15 protein-coding genes are annotated in these 19,172 nt (G+C 64.0%); 14 read left to right on the forward strand and 1 reads right to left on the reverse strand.

Translation table 11 applies throughout. The features are described from left to right. Positions 1-80: 80 nt before the first annotated feature. From ACSBOB_RS05330 to urtE, 14 genes are all read left to right on the forward strand, one after another. Positions 81-1,322, forward strand: a complete 1,242-nt coding sequence (locus tag ACSBOB_RS05330; RefSeq protein WP_442581418.1) for an MFS transporter — start codon at positions 81-83, stop codon at positions 1,320-1,322. A 203-nt stretch (positions 1,323-1,525) separates the two neighbouring features. Then, the gene (locus tag ACSBOB_RS05335) at positions 1,526-2,848 is read left to right on the forward strand and encodes a UDP-glucose dehydrogenase family protein (protein ID WP_442581419.1); all 1,323 of its coding nucleotides are present in this window, start codon (positions 1,526-1,528) and stop codon (positions 2,846-2,848) included. A gap of 40 nt (positions 2,849-2,888) precedes the next feature. Then, on the forward strand, positions 2,889-3,326 hold the full coding sequence (locus ACSBOB_RS05340; protein WP_442581420.1) for an acyl-CoA thioesterase: 438 nt from the start codon (positions 2,889-2,891) through the stop codon (positions 3,324-3,326). 104 nt (positions 3,327-3,430) lie between these two features. Continuing rightward, entirely contained in the window at positions 3,431-4,396 is a 966-nt protein-coding gene (locus ACSBOB_RS05345) for a sugar-binding transcriptional regulator (RefSeq protein WP_442581421.1), read from the forward strand. 81 nt (positions 4,397-4,477) lie between these two features. Beyond that, entirely contained in the window at positions 4,478-6,532 is a 2,055-nt protein-coding gene (locus ACSBOB_RS05350; RefSeq protein ID WP_442581422.1) for a bifunctional aldolase/short-chain dehydrogenase, read from the forward strand. Positions 6,533-6,593: 61 nt separating this feature from the next. Continuing rightward, positions 6,594-6,860, forward strand: a complete 267-nt coding sequence (locus tag ACSBOB_RS05355; RefSeq protein ID WP_442581423.1) for a CopG family ribbon-helix-helix protein — start codon at positions 6,594-6,596, stop codon at positions 6,858-6,860. Beyond that, positions 6,857-7,180, forward strand: a complete 324-nt coding sequence (locus ACSBOB_RS05360) for a type II toxin-antitoxin system RelE/ParE family toxin (protein WP_442581424.1) — start codon at positions 6,857-6,859, stop codon at positions 7,178-7,180. Before ACSBOB_RS05355 ends, ACSBOB_RS05360 begins: the two co-directional genes overlap by 4 nt. Positions 7,181-7,283: 103 nt before the next feature. Beyond that, entirely contained in the window at positions 7,284-8,558 is a 1,275-nt protein-coding gene (mtnK, locus tag ACSBOB_RS05365) for an S-methyl-5-thioribose kinase (RefSeq protein WP_442581425.1), read from the forward strand. Next, the gene (gene mtnA / locus ACSBOB_RS05370) at positions 8,555-9,661 is read left to right on the forward strand and encodes an S-methyl-5-thioribose-1-phosphate isomerase (protein ID WP_442581426.1); all 1,107 of its coding nucleotides are present in this window, start codon (positions 8,555-8,557) and stop codon (positions 9,659-9,661) included. The genes mtnK and mtnA overlap by 4 nt, the downstream gene beginning before the upstream one ends. Before the next feature lie 373 nt (positions 9,662-10,034). Further along, on the forward strand, positions 10,035-11,345 hold the full coding sequence (urtA, locus tag ACSBOB_RS05375; RefSeq protein ID WP_442581427.1) for an urea ABC transporter substrate-binding protein: 1,311 nt from the start codon (positions 10,035-10,037) through the stop codon (positions 11,343-11,345). Positions 11,346-11,659: 314 nt separating this feature from the next. After that, positions 11,660-13,195: an urea ABC transporter permease subunit UrtB gene (gene urtB, locus ACSBOB_RS05380; protein WP_442581428.1), complete on the forward strand. Its 1,536-nt coding sequence runs from the start codon at positions 11,660-11,662 to the stop codon at positions 13,193-13,195. A gap of 250 nt (positions 13,196-13,445) precedes the next feature. Beyond that, positions 13,446-14,669, forward strand: coding sequence for an urea ABC transporter permease subunit UrtC (urtC, locus tag ACSBOB_RS05385; protein WP_442581429.1), 1,224 nt, complete (start codon positions 13,446-13,448; stop codon positions 14,667-14,669). Between the two features lie 5 nt (positions 14,670-14,674). Continuing rightward, the gene (gene urtD / locus ACSBOB_RS05390) at positions 14,675-15,421 is read left to right on the forward strand and encodes an urea ABC transporter ATP-binding protein UrtD (RefSeq protein WP_442581430.1); all 747 of its coding nucleotides are present in this window, start codon (positions 14,675-14,677) and stop codon (positions 15,419-15,421) included. A gap of 396 nt (positions 15,422-15,817) precedes the next feature. Beyond that, positions 15,818-16,513 (forward strand): urea ABC transporter ATP-binding subunit UrtE, encoded by a 696-nt coding sequence (gene urtE, locus ACSBOB_RS05395; protein ID WP_442581431.1) that lies wholly within the window; start codon positions 15,818-15,820, stop codon positions 16,511-16,513. Positions 16,514-16,599: 86 nt separating this feature from the next. Here urtE and ACSBOB_RS05400 read toward each other — a convergent pair whose 3' ends face one another. Then, a complete protein-coding gene (locus tag ACSBOB_RS05400; RefSeq protein ID WP_442581432.1) occupies positions 16,600-19,122 on the reverse strand; it encodes a hypothetical protein in 2,523 nt (840 codons plus the stop codon). Between the last annotated feature and the right edge of the window lie 50 nt (positions 19,123-19,172).

Raw genomic sequence — 19,172 nt, forward strand, 5'->3', positions numbered from 1 at the left:
CTTTGAATTAAGAGGCGATAAACGTCGCGATCCGCGCTAAGGACAGCGCGGTTCTTCATATCTCTCGCATATCGAGCCCGATGTCCTCTGAAGCCGCGACCGCCGACAGCCAGCGTTATGCTGCCTTCCGGCACCGCCCGTTCCTGGCCTTCTGGTCGGCACGGTTCCTGGCGACGTTCTCCACGCAGATCGTTTCCGTCGCCGTTGGCTGGCAGGTCTACGATCTTACCCGCGATCCGTTCGACCTCGGCCTGGTCGGCATCGTGCAGTTCATCCCGTCGCTGCTGCTTGTCCTGGTGACGGGAGCGATCGCCGACCGGTTCGGCCGCCGCCTGATCATGGGGTTTGCCGCAATGCTGGAGGCCGTCTGTGCCCTGGCGCTGCTTCTGCTCTCGCTGCGCGGCCTGACCGGCGTTGTGCCGATCTTCATCGTGCTCGCCGTGTTCGGCGTGGCGCGTGCCTTCTTCGGCCCGGCCGCGGCCTCGCTGGTCGCCAATCTCGTGCCGCCGAAGGATTTCGCCAACGCGGTGGCCTGGAATTCCTCTGCCTGGCAGACGGCGACGATTGTCGGGCCTGTCGCCGGCGGCCTGCTCTACGGGCTGTCGTCCGAGATCGCTTATGGCATCGCGGCCTTGCTGATGATGGCCAGTGCCGGCCTCGTTTTCATCATCCCGAAACCGGTGCAAAGAACCGGGACCGAACGTCCGTCACTCGACACGCTGTTTGCAGGTTTCCGCTACATCTGGAGCGAGAAGGTCGTGCTGGGCGCGATATCGCTGGACCTTTTCGCCGTGCTGCTGTCGGGGGCGGTGGCGCTGCTGCCCGTCTATGCCCGCGACATCCTCGATCTCGGCCCATGGGGCCTGGGGATGCTGCGCTCGGCTCCCGGCATCGGCGCCCTGGCGGTTGCCGTCTGGCTCGCCGGCCATCCCCTGCGCGATCATGCCGGCATCATCCTTCTGGTCTTCGTCGGGCTGTTCGGCGCCTTCACCGTCGTCTTCGGCGTCTCGACGATCGTCTGGGTCTCGATCTTCGCGCTCGCCATGCTCGGCGCCACCGACATGGTCAGCGTCTATGTGCGCGAGACCTTGATCCAGCTGTGGACGCCGGACGAGGTGCGCGGCCGCGTCAATGCGGTCAACATGGTCTTCGTCGGGGCGTCCAACGAACTCGGCGAGTTCCGCGCCGGGACCATGGCTGCCTTCATGGGCACAGTTCCGGCCGTCGTCTTCGGCGGCGTCGGGGCGATCGCCGTCGCCGGGCTTTGGGCCTGGCTGTTCCCGAAGATGCGCGACATCCGCCATCTGCAAGGGCGGGAATGAAGCCGTCGCCCTCCGGAATTGCCGCGGACTCTCCCGGTGCGGATCGATAGGCCCCGACGTTTATCCCATTGTCGCATTCGCATGGGAAATTACGCGGCAAATGTTTCTGTTGGCCGGTGCGTCGATCCGGCGTAGGGATGCGCCGCCCACCGCGTGGGCAGGCTTTGCGGGGAAGCATGCCCTCATCCGAGAGAAGGTAGTCTATGCGTATATTGATGGTTGGTGCCGGCTATGTCGGACTGGTCTCGGCAGCCTGTTTCGCCGATTTCGGACACCAGGTCGTCTGCATCGACAGCGATCTCGGCAAGATCGACGCCTTGCGCGGCGGAAAGATCCCGATCTACGAGCCGGGTCTGGGCGATCTGGTCTCGGCCAATCTGCGGGCAGGGCGCCTCAGTTTCGAATCCGACCTTAACGCGGCGATCGGCGGCGCCGAGGTGGTGTTCATGGCGGTCGGCACGCCGTCGCGGCGCGGCGACGGCCATGCCGATTTGAGCCACGTCTATGCCGCCGCCCGGCAGATCGCCGGCGCGCTGCGCGGCTTCACCGTCATCGTCACGAAATCGACCGTGCCGGTCGGCACCGGCGACGAGGTCGAGCGCATCATCCGCGAGACCAACCCGGACGCCGATTTCGCGGTGGTCTCCAATCCGGAGTTCCTGCGCGAGGGCGCGGCGATCTCAGACTTCAAGCGGCCCGACCGCATCGTTATCGGCATCGACGACGAGCGGGCGCAGGCGATCATGGCCGAGGTCTACCGCCCGCTCTACCTCAACGCCGCACCGATCATGTACACGTCGCGCCGCTCGGCCGAACTCATCAAATACGCCGCCAACGCCTATCTCGCCATGAAGATCACCTTCATCAACGAGATGGCCGACCTCTGCGAGGCGCTCGACGCCGACGTGCAGGACGTGGCGCGCGGCATCGGGCTCGACCAGCGCATCGGCGCGAAATTCCTGCATGCCGGCCCGGGTTACGGCGGCTCGTGCTTTCCCAAGGACACGCTGGCGCTGGTCAAGGCGGCGCAGGACGCGGCGAGCCCCGTCCGCCTCATCGAGACCACCGTCGCGGTCAACGACACCCGCAAGCGGGCTATGGCCCGCAAGGTCATGGCCGCCTGTGGCGGCGACGTGCGCGGCAAGCGCGTTGCCGTGCTCGGGCTGACCTTCAAGCCGAACACCGACGATATGCGCGAGGCGCCGTCGCTGGCGATCATCCAGGCGCTGCAGGATGGGGGCGCGCGCGTCAGCGCCTACGATCCGGAAGGCATCGACGGCGCGAAGGCCCTGCTGGAAAACGTCGATTTCGGAAAATCGCCCTACGCGATCGCGGAGGGCGCGGACGCGCTGGTCATCGTCACCGAATGGGATGCATTCCGGGCGCTCGACCTCGACCGCATCCGCAAGTCGATGAACGCGCCGGTGCTGGTCGACCTGCGCAACATCTACAAGCAGGAAGAGGTCGAGAAATACGGCTTCACCTATACCAGCGTCGGCCGGCCGAGGGCGAAGCGGGCTGCCTGAGCGGCGATCGGTCTGGCATGACAAGATACAGGGAGGACGAATGAGCGATCGGAACAAGCCTTCCGCCCGCGGCGACTATCGTCTGTTCCGCACCATCCAGACCCGCTGGATGGACAACGACATCTACGGCCACATGAACAATGTCGTCCATTATTCGCTGTTCGACACGGCGGTGAACGGCTGGCTGGTCGAGAATGGACTCATCGACCTTCGCAACGGACAAAACGTCTTCTTCGTGGTCGAGACCGGCTGCCGGTATTATTCCGAACTGGCCTTCCCGGACCTCGTCACGGCTGGAATCCGTGTGGCGAAACTCGGCACGTCCTCGGTGAGCTATGAGATCGGATTGTTCCGCAATGACGAGAAACAAGCGGCGGCCGAGGGCTTTTTCGTCCACGTTCATGTGGACCGCAAAACGCGCAAGCCGACCCCTCTCTCTCCGGAATCGCGCCTCGCGCTGGAGGTCATATCCGGTTGATGGGAGGAGGCGTTCGTCTTCACCGACGGCTGGGTTCACGCCGGCCATTTGCGGCAATTTGACTTTTGTCAGCGCGTGTGACTATTGTCGAAACCGGAGGAAAAATGCCCATCCGTCCGGCGGACCAGATCATACACAAAGCTGCGTGGCTCTACTATTCGCACGGCTTGCGGCAGGACGAGGTGGCGCGCGAGCTGAACATTTCGCGGGCATCGGTCGCCATGTATCTGCGCAAGGCGCGCGACACCGGCATCGTCACCATCTCGACCTCGACCCAGCTTTTCGCCGACGACGTTCTCGCCCGCGAACTTGAGGACGCGCTGAAGCTCGACGGGGTCTGGGTGGTGCCGGACAGCACGCACTCCTCCGACCCCACCGCCGACGTGCCGCTGGTGGCTGCCACTGTTTTCCTCGGCTTGATCGGGCGCGGCGCCCGCATCGGCGTCGCCTGGGGGCGAACGATCTATACGATCGCCGACCAGATGGCGCATGCCGACCTGCAGGGCGTGACGGTGGTACAGCTTTGCGGCAATCTCGGCGCGCCCTATTCCTACCGGCCCGACGAATGCACGATGGAGATCGCCCGGCGGCTGAATGCCAAGGGCTTGAACTTTTATGCCCCGCTGGTGCTGAGCAGCGAGGAACTGGCGTCGTTGCTGCGCGCCGAGCCGGTGATCCGCGAGCATCTCGACAGCATACAGACCTGCGACCTGGCGCTTTTTTCTGTCGGCACCGTCGGCGCGGACAGCCATATCGTGAAATGCGGCGCCATCGAGCTCCACGAGTTGCGTGACCTGCATGCAGCCGGGGCTGCCGGCGTGGTCGCCGGGCGGATCATCGACGGCAAGGGGGCATCGCTCGACTGCGACTACAACCGCCGCCTCATCTCCGCCGACATCGGATCGCTGCGGGCCATCCCGAAGCGGCTGGTGGTGGTGCAGGAAGACAGCAAGTTCGAGCCGCTGAAGGCGGCGCTGGCCGGCGGGCTCTGCACGCATCTGGTGCTGGGCGTCGGCATGGCGCGGCGGCTTCTCGACCACGCTCGTGCCGGGCCGAGGCGTGAAACCTGAATGAACGGCGGTCATGATCGGCTGCTATCGCTGCCGATCATTCGCCACCGAAACGATCAAACCGACACTGGGACGAAGACGATGAAGAACTTGTGGAATGACGCCGAGGCTGAAAAGCTGGTCGAGGCTTATGCTAAAAAGGGTGTCGGGCGCGAGCTGGCGCTGCGTGTCTACACGACCCGGCTGCTTGGCGGTGATCCGAGGCTGGTGCTGCATGGCGGCGGCAATACCTCGGTCAAGCAGACCATGACCGACCTCGTCGGCGACGAGTGGGACGTGCTTTGCGTCAAGGGCAGCGGCTGGGACATGGGCGTTATCGAGCCGCAGGGCCTGCCGGCGGTGAAGCTGAAGCCGCTGCTCAAGGCGCGCAAGCTAGACAAGCTTTCGGACGAGGACATGGTGTCGCTGCAGCGCGCCAATCTGATCGATCCGTCGGGGCCGAACCCTTCGGTGGAAACGCTGCTGCATGCCTTCCTGCCGCACAAGTTCGTCGACCATACCCACTCGACCGCCATCCTGTCGCTGATCGACCAGGCCGACAGCCAGCCGATCTGCGAAAAGGTGTTCGGCAAGACGTTCGGGTTCGTGCCCTACATCAAGCCCGGCTTCGATCTCGCCAAGGCAGCGGCCGAGGTTTTCGAGCAGGACACGTCGGTGATCGGCCTGATCCTCGACAAGCATGGTATTTTTACCTTCGGCGATACCGCTGAGGAGGCCTATGGCCGGATGATCGACGCGGTTACGCTTGCGGAGGAATTCGTTGCCCGTGAAGGCAAGCCGGCGGGCAAGCCGGCCGCTTTGCCTGCCAATCTCGCAAAACCCGCCGACATCGCCTCGATGCTGCGCGGGGCCGTCGCGGTTTCGAAAGGCGAGGGCCGTTTCGACCGGATGATCAGCGATTTCCGTACCTCGCCGGCAATCCTTGATTTCCTCGGCGGGCCAAGGCTGGAGGCGCTTGCAAAAACCGGCGTGTCGACGCCGGACCTGTCGATCCGCATCAAGACCGGGCCGATGGTGCTCTCCGCGCCGGACGCCGGCGACCTCAAGGGTTTCGAGACGGCGGTGCGAGAGAGGGTCGCAGGCTTCGCCCGGGACTATGAGGACTATTTCACCAGCAACGACGCGCGCGACGACGTCAAGCGCACCATGCTCGACCCTATGCCGCGCCTGTCGCTGGTGCCGGGGCTCGGCATGTTCGGCCATGGCCGCACGCTGAAGGATGCCAAGATCGCGTCCGATGTCGGCGAGATGTGGATCGAAGCGGTGAGGGGCGCAGAAGCCGTTGGCACTTTCCAGCCGCTGTCGCACAGCGAATTGTTCGAACTCGAATACTGGTCGCTGGAGCAGGCCAAGCTCGCCGCCAACAAGCCGAAGCCGCTGACCGGGCAGGTGGTGCTGGTCACCGGCGGGGCCGGCGCGATCGGCGCGGCAACGGCAAAACTCTTTGCCGACTATGGCGCGCATGCGGTGGTGGTCGATCTCGATGCCGAGCGCGCCGCCGAGGCGGCGAAGAAGGCCGGCAACCAGTCCATCGGCGTCGGCTGCGACATCACCGATCCCATGGCGTTGCGAGCGGCCTTCGACAGGGCGGTCGAGGTTTATGGCGGCCTGGATATCCTTGTGTCGAACGCTGGCGCGGCCTGGGAAGGCGTCATCGGCGATCTCGACGACGCGCTGTTGCGGAAAAGTTTCGAGCTCAACTTCTTCGCCCACCAGAACGCCGCGAAGAACGCCGTGCGCATCTTCAAGGAACAGGGCACGGGCGGCGTGCTTCTGTTCAACACCAGCAAGCAGGCGATCAATCCCGGCGCGAAGTTTGGCGCCTACGGCCTGCCCAAGGCGGCGACACTGTTCCTGTCGCGCCAGTACGCGCTGGAATATGGCCCGCTCGGCATTCGCTCCAACGCCGTCAACGCCGACCGCATCCGCTCCGGCCTCCTGACCGCCGACATGATCGCCAGCCGCTCCAGGGCGCGCGGTCTTTCCGAGAAGGACTATATGTCGGGCAACCTGCTTGGACAGGAAGTGACGGCGCAGGACGTCGCGCAAGCGTTCCTGCACCACGCGCTGGCAGAGCGCACCACCGCCGACGTGACCACCGTCGACGGCGGCAACATCGCGGCGACGCTGCGGTAGGCCTGTTGCCACGAGGATGCCCAAGGTTTACACTGTAAACAGTGTAAACCTTGGGGTTTCGATGATGACTGCTCAACTGTCTGATCCGGTCGCGCTCCGCATGCCCACCGATGTTCTGGAAAAGGTCGACCAGATTGCGGGCGCCCTGGATCGCAAGCGGAGCTGGGTGATCGTCCGTGCGCTGCGGCGGTATCTGGCAACGGAGGGGCAATATTTGCTTGACCTCGCTGCAGCCCAGCAATCAGCCGAGCACGAGTCCGTTGACGCCGAACTGCTGCTTCACGAGCTTTCCGCCGACCTTGAGTTTCTCAAGGCAGGCTCCCGTTGATCAGATACTCGCCGCTCGCCGCCGAATTCATTCGAAAGGAGAAGCGATATCTGAACGCACATAGCCGCAACGCGGCGCGCCAGTTCGTCCGGGATGTGGCGGACGTGACCCTGCTTCTGAAGCAATACCCGATGATCGGAGGTGATCTTGGTCTGCTGCGCGGTACGCCGTTGGAAGGTATTCGACGGTGGGTGAAAGGAAATTACATCTTCGACTACAGGATCACGCCAAACGGTGACATCCTGGTTTTGCTCGTTCGTCACCACGCTCAGGACGATCCTTATCTTGAGCATGATTCCGATGACGATTTTGACGATTGAGGGCGTCGGCAGCAATTGTCATCGTCATTGACAATTGCCAGCGGCGTTCCTAGTTTGCCGCCGCGTGCTATCGTGCCGAAAGCCGATGAGCGGGAGGACATAGATGACGGCACATGATGCCTTCAAGGCGTTGACGGTGGAGACGCTGCCGGCGCGGCTCGGCGGCCTGGAGGCCATGCGGTCGCGGCTTGGTGCCGATACGGCCGCCTGGCGGGTGCGCGAGGTCGGCGACGGCAACCTCAATCTCGTCTTCATCGTCGAGGGGCCGGCAGGCGGCGTGGTGGTGAAGCAGGCATTGCCTTATGTCCGGCTGGTCGGCGATTCCTGGCCGCTGCCGCTGAAGCGCTCCTTCTTCGAATATCACGCGCTGACGCGGCAGGAGGCACGCAATCCGGGCTCGACGCCGAAGATTTTCCATTTCGACGAGGGCCAGGCGCTGATCGTCATGGAGTTTTTGTCGCCGCACATCATCCTGCGGCGCGGCCTGATTGCCGGCAACATCTATCCAAAGGTCGGCCGCGACCTCGGCCTGTTCATGGCGCGCACGCTATTCCGCGGCTCCGACTTCCACATGGAGACGCGCCAGCGCAAGGCTGACCTGGCGCTGTTTGCCGACAATGTCGAGCTGTGCGACATCACCGAAAGCCTCGTCTTCTCCGATCCGTATTTCGACGCAAAGCTCAACCGGCATACCTCGCCGCAACTCGATCCGCTGGTCGCCGAACTGCGCGCCGACCGCGACCTCAAGGTCGAGGCGCAGCGGCTGAAACATCTGTTCGCCGCCAACGCCGAGACGCTGGTGCATGGCGACCTGCATACCGGCTCGATCATGGTGACCGAGGCCGATACGCGGATGATCGACCCGGAATTCGCTTTCTACGGGCCGATGGCCTTCGACGTCGGCATGGCGCTGGCGAATTTCTGGATGGCCTTCTTCTCGCAGCGCGGCCACGAGAAGGCGCCGGGCGACCGGGAAGCGATGCGGACCTACCTGCTCGGCGTGGTGATTGAGGCGTGGTCGGTTTTTCGGGCCGAATTCTCCCATCTGTGGCGCACCGAGCGCACGGGCATCCTCTACCAGAAGAGCCTGTTCGAGGATCAGGGCGACAGGCTCGCCTCCGAGCAGGCGCTGGATCATGTGCTGCATCAACTGTTCGACGACATGCTGGGGTTCGCCGGCGTCGAGTGCCACCGGCGCATTCTTGGACTAGCCCACAATGCCGATTTCGAGGCGATCGAGGATGCCGATCTGCGCGCCTCCTGCGAGGCCAAGGCGCTGCGTTTCGGCCGGCATCTGGTCGTCAACCGCCGCAACATCCACGGCATCGAGGAAGTCAACAATCTGGCTGAGCTGATCGAGAAGGAGCCTGCCCTATGAAGGTCGGCGACACACACTACCGCACCATCTGGCTGAACAAGGACGGACGCTCGGTCGACATCATCGACCAGCGCTGGCTGCCGCACGCTTTTCGCGTCGAGACCGTGGATACGGTCGATGGCATCGCTACCGCCATCCGCGACATGTGGGTGCGCGGCGCGCCGCTGATCGGCGTGACGGCGGCCTATGGCGTGGCGCTGCAGATGCTCGACGATCCCTCGGACGAAGCGCTGAAGGCCGTCTGGCACAAGCTGCACGAGACGCGGCCGACCGCCATCAACCTGCGCTGGGCGCTGGACGAGATGACGCGCGTGCTGAAAACTTTGCCGGCTTCCGAACGGGCCAAGGCCGCCTATCGGCGCGCCGCCGAGATCGCCGATGAAGATGTCGAGCTCAACCGGTCGATCGGCCGCAATGGCCTGAAAATCATCCAGGACATCGCGGCGCGCAAGAAGCCGGGCGAGCGGGTGAACATTCTGACCCATTGCAATGCCGGCTGGCTGGCCACTGTGGACTACGGCACGGCGACGGCGCCGGTCTATCTCGCGGTGGAAGCCGGCATTCCGGTGCATGTCTTCGTCGACGAGACGCGGCCGCGCAACCAGGGCGCCCAGTTGACAGCCTGGGAGATGGCGGGGCACGGCGTGCCGCATACGCTGATCGTCGACAATGCTGGCGGGCATCTGATGCAGCACGGCGAGGTCGACATGGTGATCGTCGGCACCGACCGCACGACCGCTAACGGCGACGTCTGCAACAAGATCGGCACCTATCTGAAGGCGCTTGCCGCCGCCGACAACGGCGTGCCGTTCTATGTCGGGCTACCGTCGCCGACGATCGACTGGACGGTCGCGGACGGGCTGAAGGAGATTCCCATCGAGGAACGCTCCGCCGACGAGGTATCGCTGGTTTGGGGCCGAGCGGGCAACGGCGAGATCGCGCAGGTGCGCATTTCGCCCGACGCGACGCCGGCGCGCAACCCGGCCTTCGACGTGACGCCGGCGCGGCTGGTGACCGGGCTGATCACCGAGCGCGGCGTGGCCAAGGCTTCGCGAGAGGGACTGCTGGATCTGTTCCCGGAGCGCCGCCAAGCCGCTGCGTGACCTTCCACGTTCGCCGCAGGCAGGTTCTGCAAGCCGACGTAATTTCTTGAAGGCCGCGCTGCGACGCGCCGCTTGTTGCTGTCTGTTGCCAGCTGCCAAAGATTGTTACTCGCAGCGCGACAGTCGTTTGCCTAAGAAATAACCATCGATGATACGGTGGTGCAAAAATAGGCATCACTCCGCTGCTCGTGTGCAAAAAAATCTCACGGTGATGGTTAGCCGCGCAAGGAGCTTGCGCGCCCAAACCCAGGAATGGTGCGGTAAACGACTGTAAACAATTCGTTAATCCCGGTGGACCAAGCCGCTCCCCGCAACTGGCACGGGGGTTGCATCGCTTGCTGCGGTGCAACAACCCAGTTCCGGAGGTGTCCATATGAGGGGTATTCAAACAACCATAAAAGGTCTGTTCGCGGCGGGGGCGCTGGCGGCCGGCTTGAGCATGGCCGTACCGGCCATGGCGCAGGACGACACGATCAAGGTCGGCATCCTGCATTCGCTGTCGGGCACGATGGCGATTTCCGAGACGACGCTGAAGGACACGATGCTGTTCCTCATCGACGAGCAGAACAAGAAGGGCGGCCTGCTCGGCAAGAAACTGGAGGCGGTGGTCGTCGACCCGGCTTCCGACTGGCCGCTGTTTGCCGAAAAGGCGCGCGAGCTAATATCCGTCAACAAGGTCGCGGCCGTGTTCGGCTGCTGGACCTCGGTGTCGCGCAAATCGGTGCTGCCGGTGTTCGAGGAACTGGACAATCTGCTGTTCTACCCCGTCCAGTATGAGGGCGAGGAAAGCCAGCGCAACGTGTTCTACACGGGTGCGGCTCCGAACCAGCAGGCCATTCCCGCCGTCGACTACCTGATGAGCGAGGAAGGCGGCTCGGTGCAGCGCTGGGTGCTGGCGGGTACCGACTACGTCTATCCGCAGACGACCAACAAGATCCTGCAGGCCTATCTCGAGTCCAAGGGCGTGGCCAAGGAAGATATCATGGTCAACTACACGCCGTTCGGTCATTCCGACTGGCAGACCATCGTCACCGACATCAAGAATTTCGGCTCGGCCGGCAAGAAGACGGCGGTCGTCTCGACCATCAACGGCGACGCCAACGTGCCGTTCTACAAGGAACTCGCCAACCAGGGCATCAAGGCCGAGGATATTCCGGTCGTCGCCTTCTCGGTCGGCGAGGAGGAACTCGCCGGCCTCGACACCGCTCCGCTGGTCGGCCATCTGACCGCCTGGAACTATTTCCAGTCGGTCGACACGCCGGAGAATGCCGACTTCATCGCCAAGTGGAAGGAATACACGAAAAATCCGAAACGCGTGACCAACGACCCGATGGAAGCCCATGTCATCGGCTTCAACATGTGGGTCAAGGCGGTCGAGAAGGCCGGCACCACCGATCCGGACGCAGTGATCGACGCCATCATCGGCGTCTCCGTTCCGAACCTCTCGGGCGGTTTCTCCACCATGATGCCGAACCACCACATTACCAAGCCGGTGCTGATCGGCGAAATCCAGGCCGACGGCCAGATGGAAACGGTGTGGCAGACCTCCGGCCTCGTGGTCGGCGACGAATGGTCCGACTATCTGGCGGACTCCAAGGACCTGATCTCGGATTGGCGCGCACCGATGTCCTGCGGCAACTTCAATGTCGCCACCGGCAAGTGCGGCGGCAAAGGCGTGAACTAAGCGCATCCTCCCAAGCGACTGCGCAAAGACCCCGGGCGGGGTTCTCCCTGACCCGCCTGGGGCATTCTCTCCCAAAGGTCCTGTTTGTAATGACTTGCAGCGTTCCTTCGCACCCCCCTCTGTCCTGCCGGACATCTCCCCCGCAAGGGGGGAGATTGGCTGTGGCGAGGTCGGCGATTGACCAATCTCCCCCCTTGAGGGGGAGATGTCCGGCAGGACAGAGGGGGGTGCGAAGGAACGTCTTCAGTGGAGTTCTTCTGTTTTTCTTCTCGCTTTTTTCATTTCTTTCCCCCGCCTCCGCCGACGAAGCCGCGTTGCGTGCAACCGTCGCCAAATTCGCGACGGCGAAGAATTTCCAAGAAACCGAGGCGGTTGTCCGCGAGCTCGTGGCGTCCGGCGACCCCGCAGTGGAAAAGCCGCTGACGGCACTGTCGGAGGGCGATCTCTATTTCCGCAAATCCGATTCCGCCGTTTTCATCGGAAAGGAAGCCGGGCAGTCGGTGAAGCTAGCCGATCCGCTGACCGGCGTCGATGCCGGCGAGGCGGCCAAGGCCGAAGTCACCAAGGTCAAGGTCAACAACACGCTGCGCCGCGTCATCCGCGATGCGCTCGGCACGTTGACGCTCGGCGCCGACGATCCTGCCGCGCGGCTCGCCGCTGCGCAGACCATGTTCAAGGCGCCCGACCCGAATTCCATCGAAGCGCTCGACGCGGCCATCGCCAGGGAACAGGTCGCCAGCGTCAAGGCGCGGCTGGAGCAGGCGCGCGCTTCGGCGGTGCTGGTTTCCGACCTGCCCGAGGTGGACAAACTGGCCGCTATCCAGGTCGTGGCGGCGCGGGGCGACCGCGATGCGCTGTCGCTGCTGACGGCTTTCGAGGCCAAGGCCGAAGGGCCTCTCAAGGAGGCGGCTGCAACCGCAATCACCACCATCAACTCGTCTCTGGCGATCTGGGCCGCCGGCCAGAACGTCTGGTACGGCATCTCGCTCGGCTCGGTGCTGCTGCTGGCGGCAATCGGCCTTGCCATTACCTTCGGCGTCATGGGCGTCATCAACATGGCGCATGGCGAGATGGTTATGCTCGGGGCCTATACGACCTATGTCGTGCAGGAGGTGATCCGCACCTCGGCGCCTGGCCTGTTCGACTGGTCGCTGGCGATCGCCCTGCCGCTCGCCTTCCTCGTCGCCGCAGCCGTCGGCTTCGCCATCGAGCGCGGCATCATCCGCTTCCTCTATGGCCGTCCGCTGGAGACGCTGCTCGCCACCTGGGGCGTGTCCCTGATCCTGCAGCAGGCGGTGCGCACCATCTTCGGCCCGACCAACCGCGAGGTCGGCAACCCTTCGTGGATGTCAGGCGCCTTCGAGCTCGGCCAGCTTTCGATCACCTGGAACCGGCTCTGGATCCTGGTATTCGCGCTGGCCGTGTTCTTCGCCCTGCTGTTCGTCATGAAGCGCACGCCCTGGGGCCTGCAGATGCGCGCCGTCACAGCCAACCGGCGCATGGCGGCGTCGATGGGCATCCGCACGCCATGGGTCGACGCACTGACCTTCGCGCTGGGTTCCGGCATCGCCGGCATCGCCGGCGTGGCGCTTTCGCAGATCGACAACGTCTCGCCCAATCTCGGCCAGGGCTACATCATCGACAGCTTCATGGTCGTCGTCTTCGGCGGCGTCGGCAATCTGTGGGGCACGCTGGTCGGCGCACTGTCGCTCGGCATCCTCAACAAGTTTCTGGAACCCTATGCCGGTGCGGTGCTGGGGAAAATCCTGGTGCTGGTGCTGATCATCCTGTTCATCCAGAAACGCCCACGCGGCCTGTTCGCGCTGAAGGGCCGGGCGGTGGAAGCATGAGTTGGCTTGCGTTGCATTCTGTCCAACACCCCTCATCCGACCTCGCTTCGCGAGGCCACCTTCTCCCACAAGGGGAGAAGGGGCAGCCTAGCTTTTCGGCCTACGCCAATCGCCAGCGCCGGCGATTGGCCGAGGCTTTGCGGCAGGGCTCCACCTTCTCCCCTTGTGGGAGAAGGTGGCCTCGCGAAGCGAGGTCGGATGAGGGGTGTTGCGTGGAGCGCAACGCCGCCGTCTATCGGAGATCCCAACCATGATCTCCGGAAAGTTCTTCGCCGCCGGCGCGGATCGCCGCATCGCCATCACCATTCTTATCCTGGTCGCCATCGCGATCATCGTGCCGGTTCTGAACATCGCCCTGCCGCCGGATTCGGCGCTGCATGTACCGTCCTACATGGTGGCGCTCACCGGCAAATACCTCTGCTACGCGCTGCTGGCGCTGTCGCTAGACCTGGTCTGGGGCTATTGCGGCATCCTCTCGCTCGGCCACGGCGCGTTCTTCGCGCTCGGCGGCTATGCGATGGGCATGTATCTGATGCGGCAGATCGGCGACCGCGGCGTCTACGGCAACCCGCTGCTGCCCGACTTCATGGTGTTCCTGAACTGGAAGGAACTGCCGTGGTTCTGGTACGGGTTCGACCAGTTCTGGTTCGCCGCCCTTATGGTCATGCTGGTGCCGGGGCTGCTTGCCTTCTGCTTCGGCTGGCTGGCGTTCCGCAGCCGCGTCACCGGCGTCTATCTGTCGATCATCACCCAGGCGATGACCTACGCGCTGCTGCTCGCCTTCTTCCGCAACGACATGGGTTTCGGCGGCAACAACGGTCTGACCGATTTCAAGGATATTCTGGGCTTCAACGTGCAGGCCAACACGACGCGCTCGGCGCTGTTTGCCGCCAGTGCGCTGGCGCTGGCATTGGGTGTGTGGGTGACCTGGCGCATCATGGGCTCGAAATACGGAAAACTGCTGATGGCGGTGCGCGACGCGGAAAGCCGCACGCGCTTCCTCGGCTGGCGGGCGGAGAACGTGAAACTCTTCGCCTTCACCGTCTCGGCGGTCATGGCCGGCATTGCCGGTGCACTTTACGTGCCGCAGGTCGGCATCATCAATCCCGGCGAGTTCGATCCGGCCAACTCGATCGAAGTGGTCGTGTGGACGGCGGTCGGCGGCCGCGCCACCATCGTCGGTCCGATCATCGGCGCCTTGCTGGTCAATACGGGCAAAAGCTTCTTCACGGGCGCGTTGCCGGAGTACTGGCTTTTCGCGCTGGGCGGGCTGTTCGTGTTCGTCACCCTGTTCCTGCCGAAGGGTGTCGTCGGCATGTACGACCAGTGGAAGGCCGGTCGCGGCGAGCGTCGCAAGGCCGCGGCCGGCGATACACCGCCGCCTGCTCCGGTATCGCCGGCTGTCGAGTCGGCGCGCGCCGAGAAGGGATGGCAGCCCGCGGCTGGTGGTCCCGAGCCGGCGGCAGCGGAGTGAGGGCGATGTCGAAGAGCGGAACCATCCTCTATCTCGACGGCGTCTCGCGCTCCTTCGACGGGTTCAAGGCGATCAACAATCTGTCGCTGGTGCTCGACAAGGGCGAGATGCGCGCCATCATCGGCCCGAACGGCGCCGGCAAGACCACGATGATGGACATCATCACCGGCAAGACCAGGCCCGACACCGGGGAGGTCTTCTACAATGGCGACGTCGACCTCACCAGACACGACGAGGCCGAGATCGCCATGATGGGCATCGGCCGGAAATTCCAGAAGCCTACGGTGTTCGAGAGCCACACGGTCGAGGACAATATAGTGCTGTCTCTGAAGGGGCCGCGCTCGATCTTCCCTGCGCTGTTCCACAAACGCTCGGCGGACGAGCAGCGGCGCATCGACGAGATCTTTGCGACCATCCGGCTCGGCGACCGGCGCCACGACCTCGCCGCCAACCTGTCGCATGGCCAGAAGCAGTGGCTGGAGATCGGAATGCTCCTGGCGCAGGACCCGAAGTTGCTGCTGGTCGACGAACCCGTCGCCGGAATGACTGACGCCGAAACCGAGGAGACGGCGCGGCTGCTGAAGGAGATATCGAAGACCCATTCGGTGATCGTCGTTGAGCACGACATGCATTTCGTGCGCGAGCTTGGCGTCAAGGTCACCTGCCTGCACGAGGGCTCGGTCCTGTCGGAAGGTTCGCTGGATTTTGTCTCGGCCGACGAGCGGGTCGTCGAAGTTTATCTGGGGCGGTGACGGTCATGTGGCGGGTTTGTCTGGAAAGGTTTGATGCCAAGATGAGCACCCCTCATCCGATGTCATCATTTTTTTGGCGGGGCTTTTCCACCAAGCTGGAACACCCCTCATCCGTCTCGCTTCGCTCGACACCTTCTCCCACAAGGGGAGAAGGTAGAGTGCTGCATCTACATCTCGGCCAATCGCCAACGTTGGAGATTGGCCGAAGCGCCGCTGCGAAATTCCACCTTCTCCCCTTGTGGGAGAAGGTGCCGAGCGTAGCGAGGCGGATGAGGGGTGCTCGCTTAAGCGCGTACTTCACCAATTTCACCAACCTCCCCTGGCGTGCCGGAAGGCCCGCCACCCCCGCCGTCGAGGCGGCGGGGGCGCGGGGGGACCAGACTGGGGCGGTTGGTCATGCTTGAGGTCAGGGACGCCACCCTCCACTACGGCGCCGCCCAGGCCCTGCGCGGCGTTTCGCTGAAGGCCGATGCCGCAAAGATCACCTGCGTGCTCGGCCGCAACGGCGTGGGAAAAACCAGTTTGATGAGATCGATCGTCGGCCACCACCGGCTGACGAGCGGCACGATAGCCTTCGAGGGGAAGGCGCTCGACCGGAGCGCGGCATACGATCGCGCCCGGTCGGGCATCGCATTCGTCCCGCAGGGGCGGGAGGTGTTTCCGCTGCTGACGGTGAAGGAAAATCTCGAATCCGGTTTCGCGCCGCTGAAGCGGGCGGATCGCAACATCCCGCCGCATGTGTTCGAGCTGTTTCCGGTGCTGAAACAGATGCTGTCGCGGCGCGGCGGCGACCTTTCCGGGGGCCAGCAGCAGCAGCTCGCCATCGGCCGCGCGCTGGTGATGCGGCCGAAGCTGCTTGTGCTGGACGAGCCGACCGAGGGTATCCAGCCATCGATCATCAAGGATATCGGCCGCGCCATCCGCTATCTCAGAGACACCGCCGGCATCGCCATCCTGCTTGTCGAGCAATATCTCGATTTCTGCCGCGAACTCGCCGACGAGGTCAACATCATGGATCGCGGCCAGGTTGTGCACACAGGCCCGGCGGAAGATCTCGACCGACCGGACGTGAGGAAGTTCCTCACGGTGTGAAGTCCTCTTCCGAAAGAAGAAGGGTTGGGCATGACGGCGGTGGAGGCGGCCCGGAGGCCGCCTCGCGCTGTTTCATGTCCGCCCTTTCAGAGCAGCAGGTCGGACGAGTTCAACGCACTGCCGACCACGTGGATCGCCATCTCCGGGTCTGCGTCGGTGTCCAGATTGACCTCGACGAGGAAATTGTTGCCGGAGAGCGAGGTGATCCGCACCTGGTAGGCGGCCGAGAAGGCGCCGCCGACATAGCTCAGCGCCTGGTCGCCAGGGGCGCCGGGGTTGCTGTCGATCGGCCTCAGGTCGATCTTGTCGCCGTCGGCGCGCGAGAAGTCCATCACCCGGTCGAGGGTGCCGGAGGTCGGCGAATCGCCGGCATCGAACACGAACCGGTCGGCGCCCGCGCCGCCGAACAACTGGTCGCCGCCGCCGCCGCCGGTCAGGTAATCGTCGCCGAAACCGCCGATCAGCCGGTCGTTTCCGTCGTCTCCGAACAGGCGGTCCTGGCCACGGCCACCGAACAGGGTGTCGGTGCTGATGGTTCCCGAGATCGTGTTCGGGTCGCTGTCGGCGTCGAACAGCAGTCCCGCTCTCACCGCGGATATGGTTGAATTCTGGACGGTGATGCGTTCGAGGTTGCCGCCATAGTAGGTGCTGATCACCACGTCGTCGCCGTCCTGCACGATGTAGGGATCGATCGAGCCGATGTCGCCGACATGGATGCCGCGCAGGTCGATCCTGTCGCCGCTGGTGAAGTCGGCGATCACGTCGGCGCCGAAGCCGCGCTCGCCATAGACGAAGACGTCGCTGCCGCCGCCGCCGCGCAACAGGTCGTTGCCGCTGCCGCCGTCGAGATAGTCGTTGCCGAAGCCGGCATTGATGTGGTCGTTGCCGTTCTCGCCGAAGAGACGGTCCTGGCCGCGGCCTCCGAACAGATAGTCGGTGCTGATGGTGCCGGAAGTCGTCTGCGGATCGGTCGACGCGTCGTAGAGCAAGGCGTTCTGCACGGCGCTGATCGTAGAATTCTTGAAGATGATCCGTTCCAGATTGCCGCCGTAGTAAGTGCTGATGACGACGTCGCCGCCGCTCTGCGCGATGTAGGGCTTGATCGAGCCGATGTCGCCGACATGCATGCCGCGCAGGTCGAGCCTGTCGCCGCTGGCGAAGTCGACGATCGTGTCCGTGCCGAAACCGCGCTGGTTGTAGACGAACAGATCGTTGCCGGCGCCGCCGCGCAGTTGATCGTCGCCGTTGCCGCCATAGAGGTAATCGTTGCCGACGCCCGCATTGATATGGTCGTCGCCATTGTCGCCATACAGCCGGTCCTGGCCGCGGCCTCCGAACAGATAGTCGGCGCTGATGGTGCCGGAAACCGTCAGCGGATCGCTGGCGGCATTCAGCAGAAGGGCGGCCTGGACGTCGGCCAGCGCGGCGTTCTGCACCGTGATGCGTTCGAGATTGCCGGCATAATAGGTGCTGATGACGACGTCGCTCCCGCTCTGCACCATGTAGGGCTGGATGCTGGACAGGTCGCCGATGTTCATGCCGCGCAGATCGATTTTGTCGTAGGCGGCAAAGTCGACGATCGTATCCGATCCGAAGCCACGGTCGTCATAGACGAAGTTGTCGATGCCGGCGCCGCCGCGCAACTGGTCGTCGCCGTTGCCGCCATAGAGGTAGTCGTTGCCGACGCCGGCGTTGATATGGTCGTCGCCGTTGTTGCCATACAGCCGGTCCTGGCCGCGTCCGCCGAACAGGTAGTCGGCGCTGATCGTGCCGGAAACCGTCAGCGGATCGGTGCTTGCGTTCAGCAGCAGCGCCGCCTCCACCTGGGCCAGCGTGGCGTTCTCGACGGTGATGCGTTCGAGGTTGCCAGCATAGACGGTGCTGATGACGACGTCGCTCCCGCTCTGCACCATATAGGGCCTGATGCTGGACGCATCGCCGATGTTCATGCCGCGCAGGTCGATCCGGTCGCCGACGGCGAAATCGACGATCCTGTCGGAGCCGAAGCCGCGCTGGCCGTAGACGAAGAAATCGTTGCCGGCGCCGCCGCGCAGTTGGTCGTCGCCGCCGCCGCCGTTGAGATAGTCATCGCCGGCGCTGGCGTTGATATGGTCGTTGCCATTGTCGCCGAAAAGCCGGTCCTGGCCGCGTCCGCCGAACAGATAATCGGCACTGATCGTGCCGGAGATCGTCAGCGGGTCGGTATTGGCGTTCAGCAGCAGGGCGGCTTCCGCCTGGGCCAGCGTGGCGTTCTTGATGGTGATGCGTTCGAGATTGCCGGCATAGTACGTGCTGATAACGACGTCGGCGCCGTTCTGCGCCATGTAGGGCCTGATGCTGTCCAGGTCGCCGACCGGGATGCCGCGCAGGTCGATCCTGTCGCCGACCGCAAAGTCGGTGATGGTGTCGGATCCGAAGCCGCGGCTGTCATAGAAAAAGACGTCGTTGCCGGCGCCGCCGGTCATCGTGTCGTTGCCGGTTCCGCCGACGAGCCAGTCGTTTCCGCCGCCCCCCAGCAGCATGTCGTCTCCGGCGTAACCGTAGATGTAGTCGGCAGCCGAGCCGCCGGTCAGCGTTTCTCCGTTGATCGTGCCTTGTATGACAGCCATCGGGTCTCCTTCTGGGGCTGTTGAGGGGGCGGGTATGGTCGATGGGCCGG

Origin of the sequence: Mesorhizobium sp. KACC 23794 (genome assembly GCF_052180275.1) — a bacterium.
Classification (GTDB): domain Bacteria; phylum Pseudomonadota; class Alphaproteobacteria; order Rhizobiales; family Rhizobiaceae; genus Kumtagia.

Bases quoted from the DNA above. Each gene is read 5' to 3' on its own strand.
- urtE (WP_442581431.1), top strand. From the start codon at position 15,818: ATGCTTGAGGTCAGGGACGCCACCCTCCACTACGGCGCCGCCCAGGCC.
- urtA (WP_442581427.1), top strand. From the start codon at position 10,035: ATGAGGGGTATTCAAACAACCATAAAAGGTCTGTTCGCGGCGGGGGCG.
- mtnK (WP_442581425.1), top strand. From the start codon at position 7,284: ATGACGGCACATGATGCCTTCAAGGCGTTGACGGTGGAGACGCTGCCG.
- ACSBOB_RS05340 (WP_442581420.1), top strand. From the start codon at position 2,889: ATGAGCGATCGGAACAAGCCTTCCGCCCGCGGCGACTATCGTCTGTTC.
- ACSBOB_RS05355 (WP_442581423.1), top strand. From the start codon at position 6,594: ATGATGACTGCTCAACTGTCTGATCCGGTCGCGCTCCGCATGCCCACC.
- ACSBOB_RS05400 (WP_442581432.1), bottom strand. From the start codon at position 19,122: ATGGCTGTCATACAAGGCACGATCAACGGAGAAACGCTGACCGGCGGC.
- mtnA (WP_442581426.1), top strand. From the start codon at position 8,555: ATGAAGGTCGGCGACACACACTACCGCACCATCTGGCTGAACAAGGAC.
- ACSBOB_RS05350 (WP_442581422.1), top strand. From the start codon at position 4,478: ATGAAGAACTTGTGGAATGACGCCGAGGCTGAAAAGCTGGTCGAGGCT.
- ACSBOB_RS05345 (WP_442581421.1), top strand. From the start codon at position 3,431: ATGCCCATCCGTCCGGCGGACCAGATCATACACAAAGCTGCGTGGCTC.
- urtC (WP_442581429.1), top strand. From the start codon at position 13,446: ATGATCTCCGGAAAGTTCTTCGCCGCCGGCGCGGATCGCCGCATCGCC.
- ACSBOB_RS05330 (WP_442581418.1), top strand. From the start codon at position 81: ATGTCCTCTGAAGCCGCGACCGCCGACAGCCAGCGTTATGCTGCCTTC.
- ACSBOB_RS05335 (WP_442581419.1), top strand. From the start codon at position 1,526: ATGCGTATATTGATGGTTGGTGCCGGCTATGTCGGACTGGTCTCGGCA.
- urtD (WP_442581430.1), top strand. From the start codon at position 14,675: ATGTCGAAGAGCGGAACCATCCTCTATCTCGACGGCGTCTCGCGCTCC.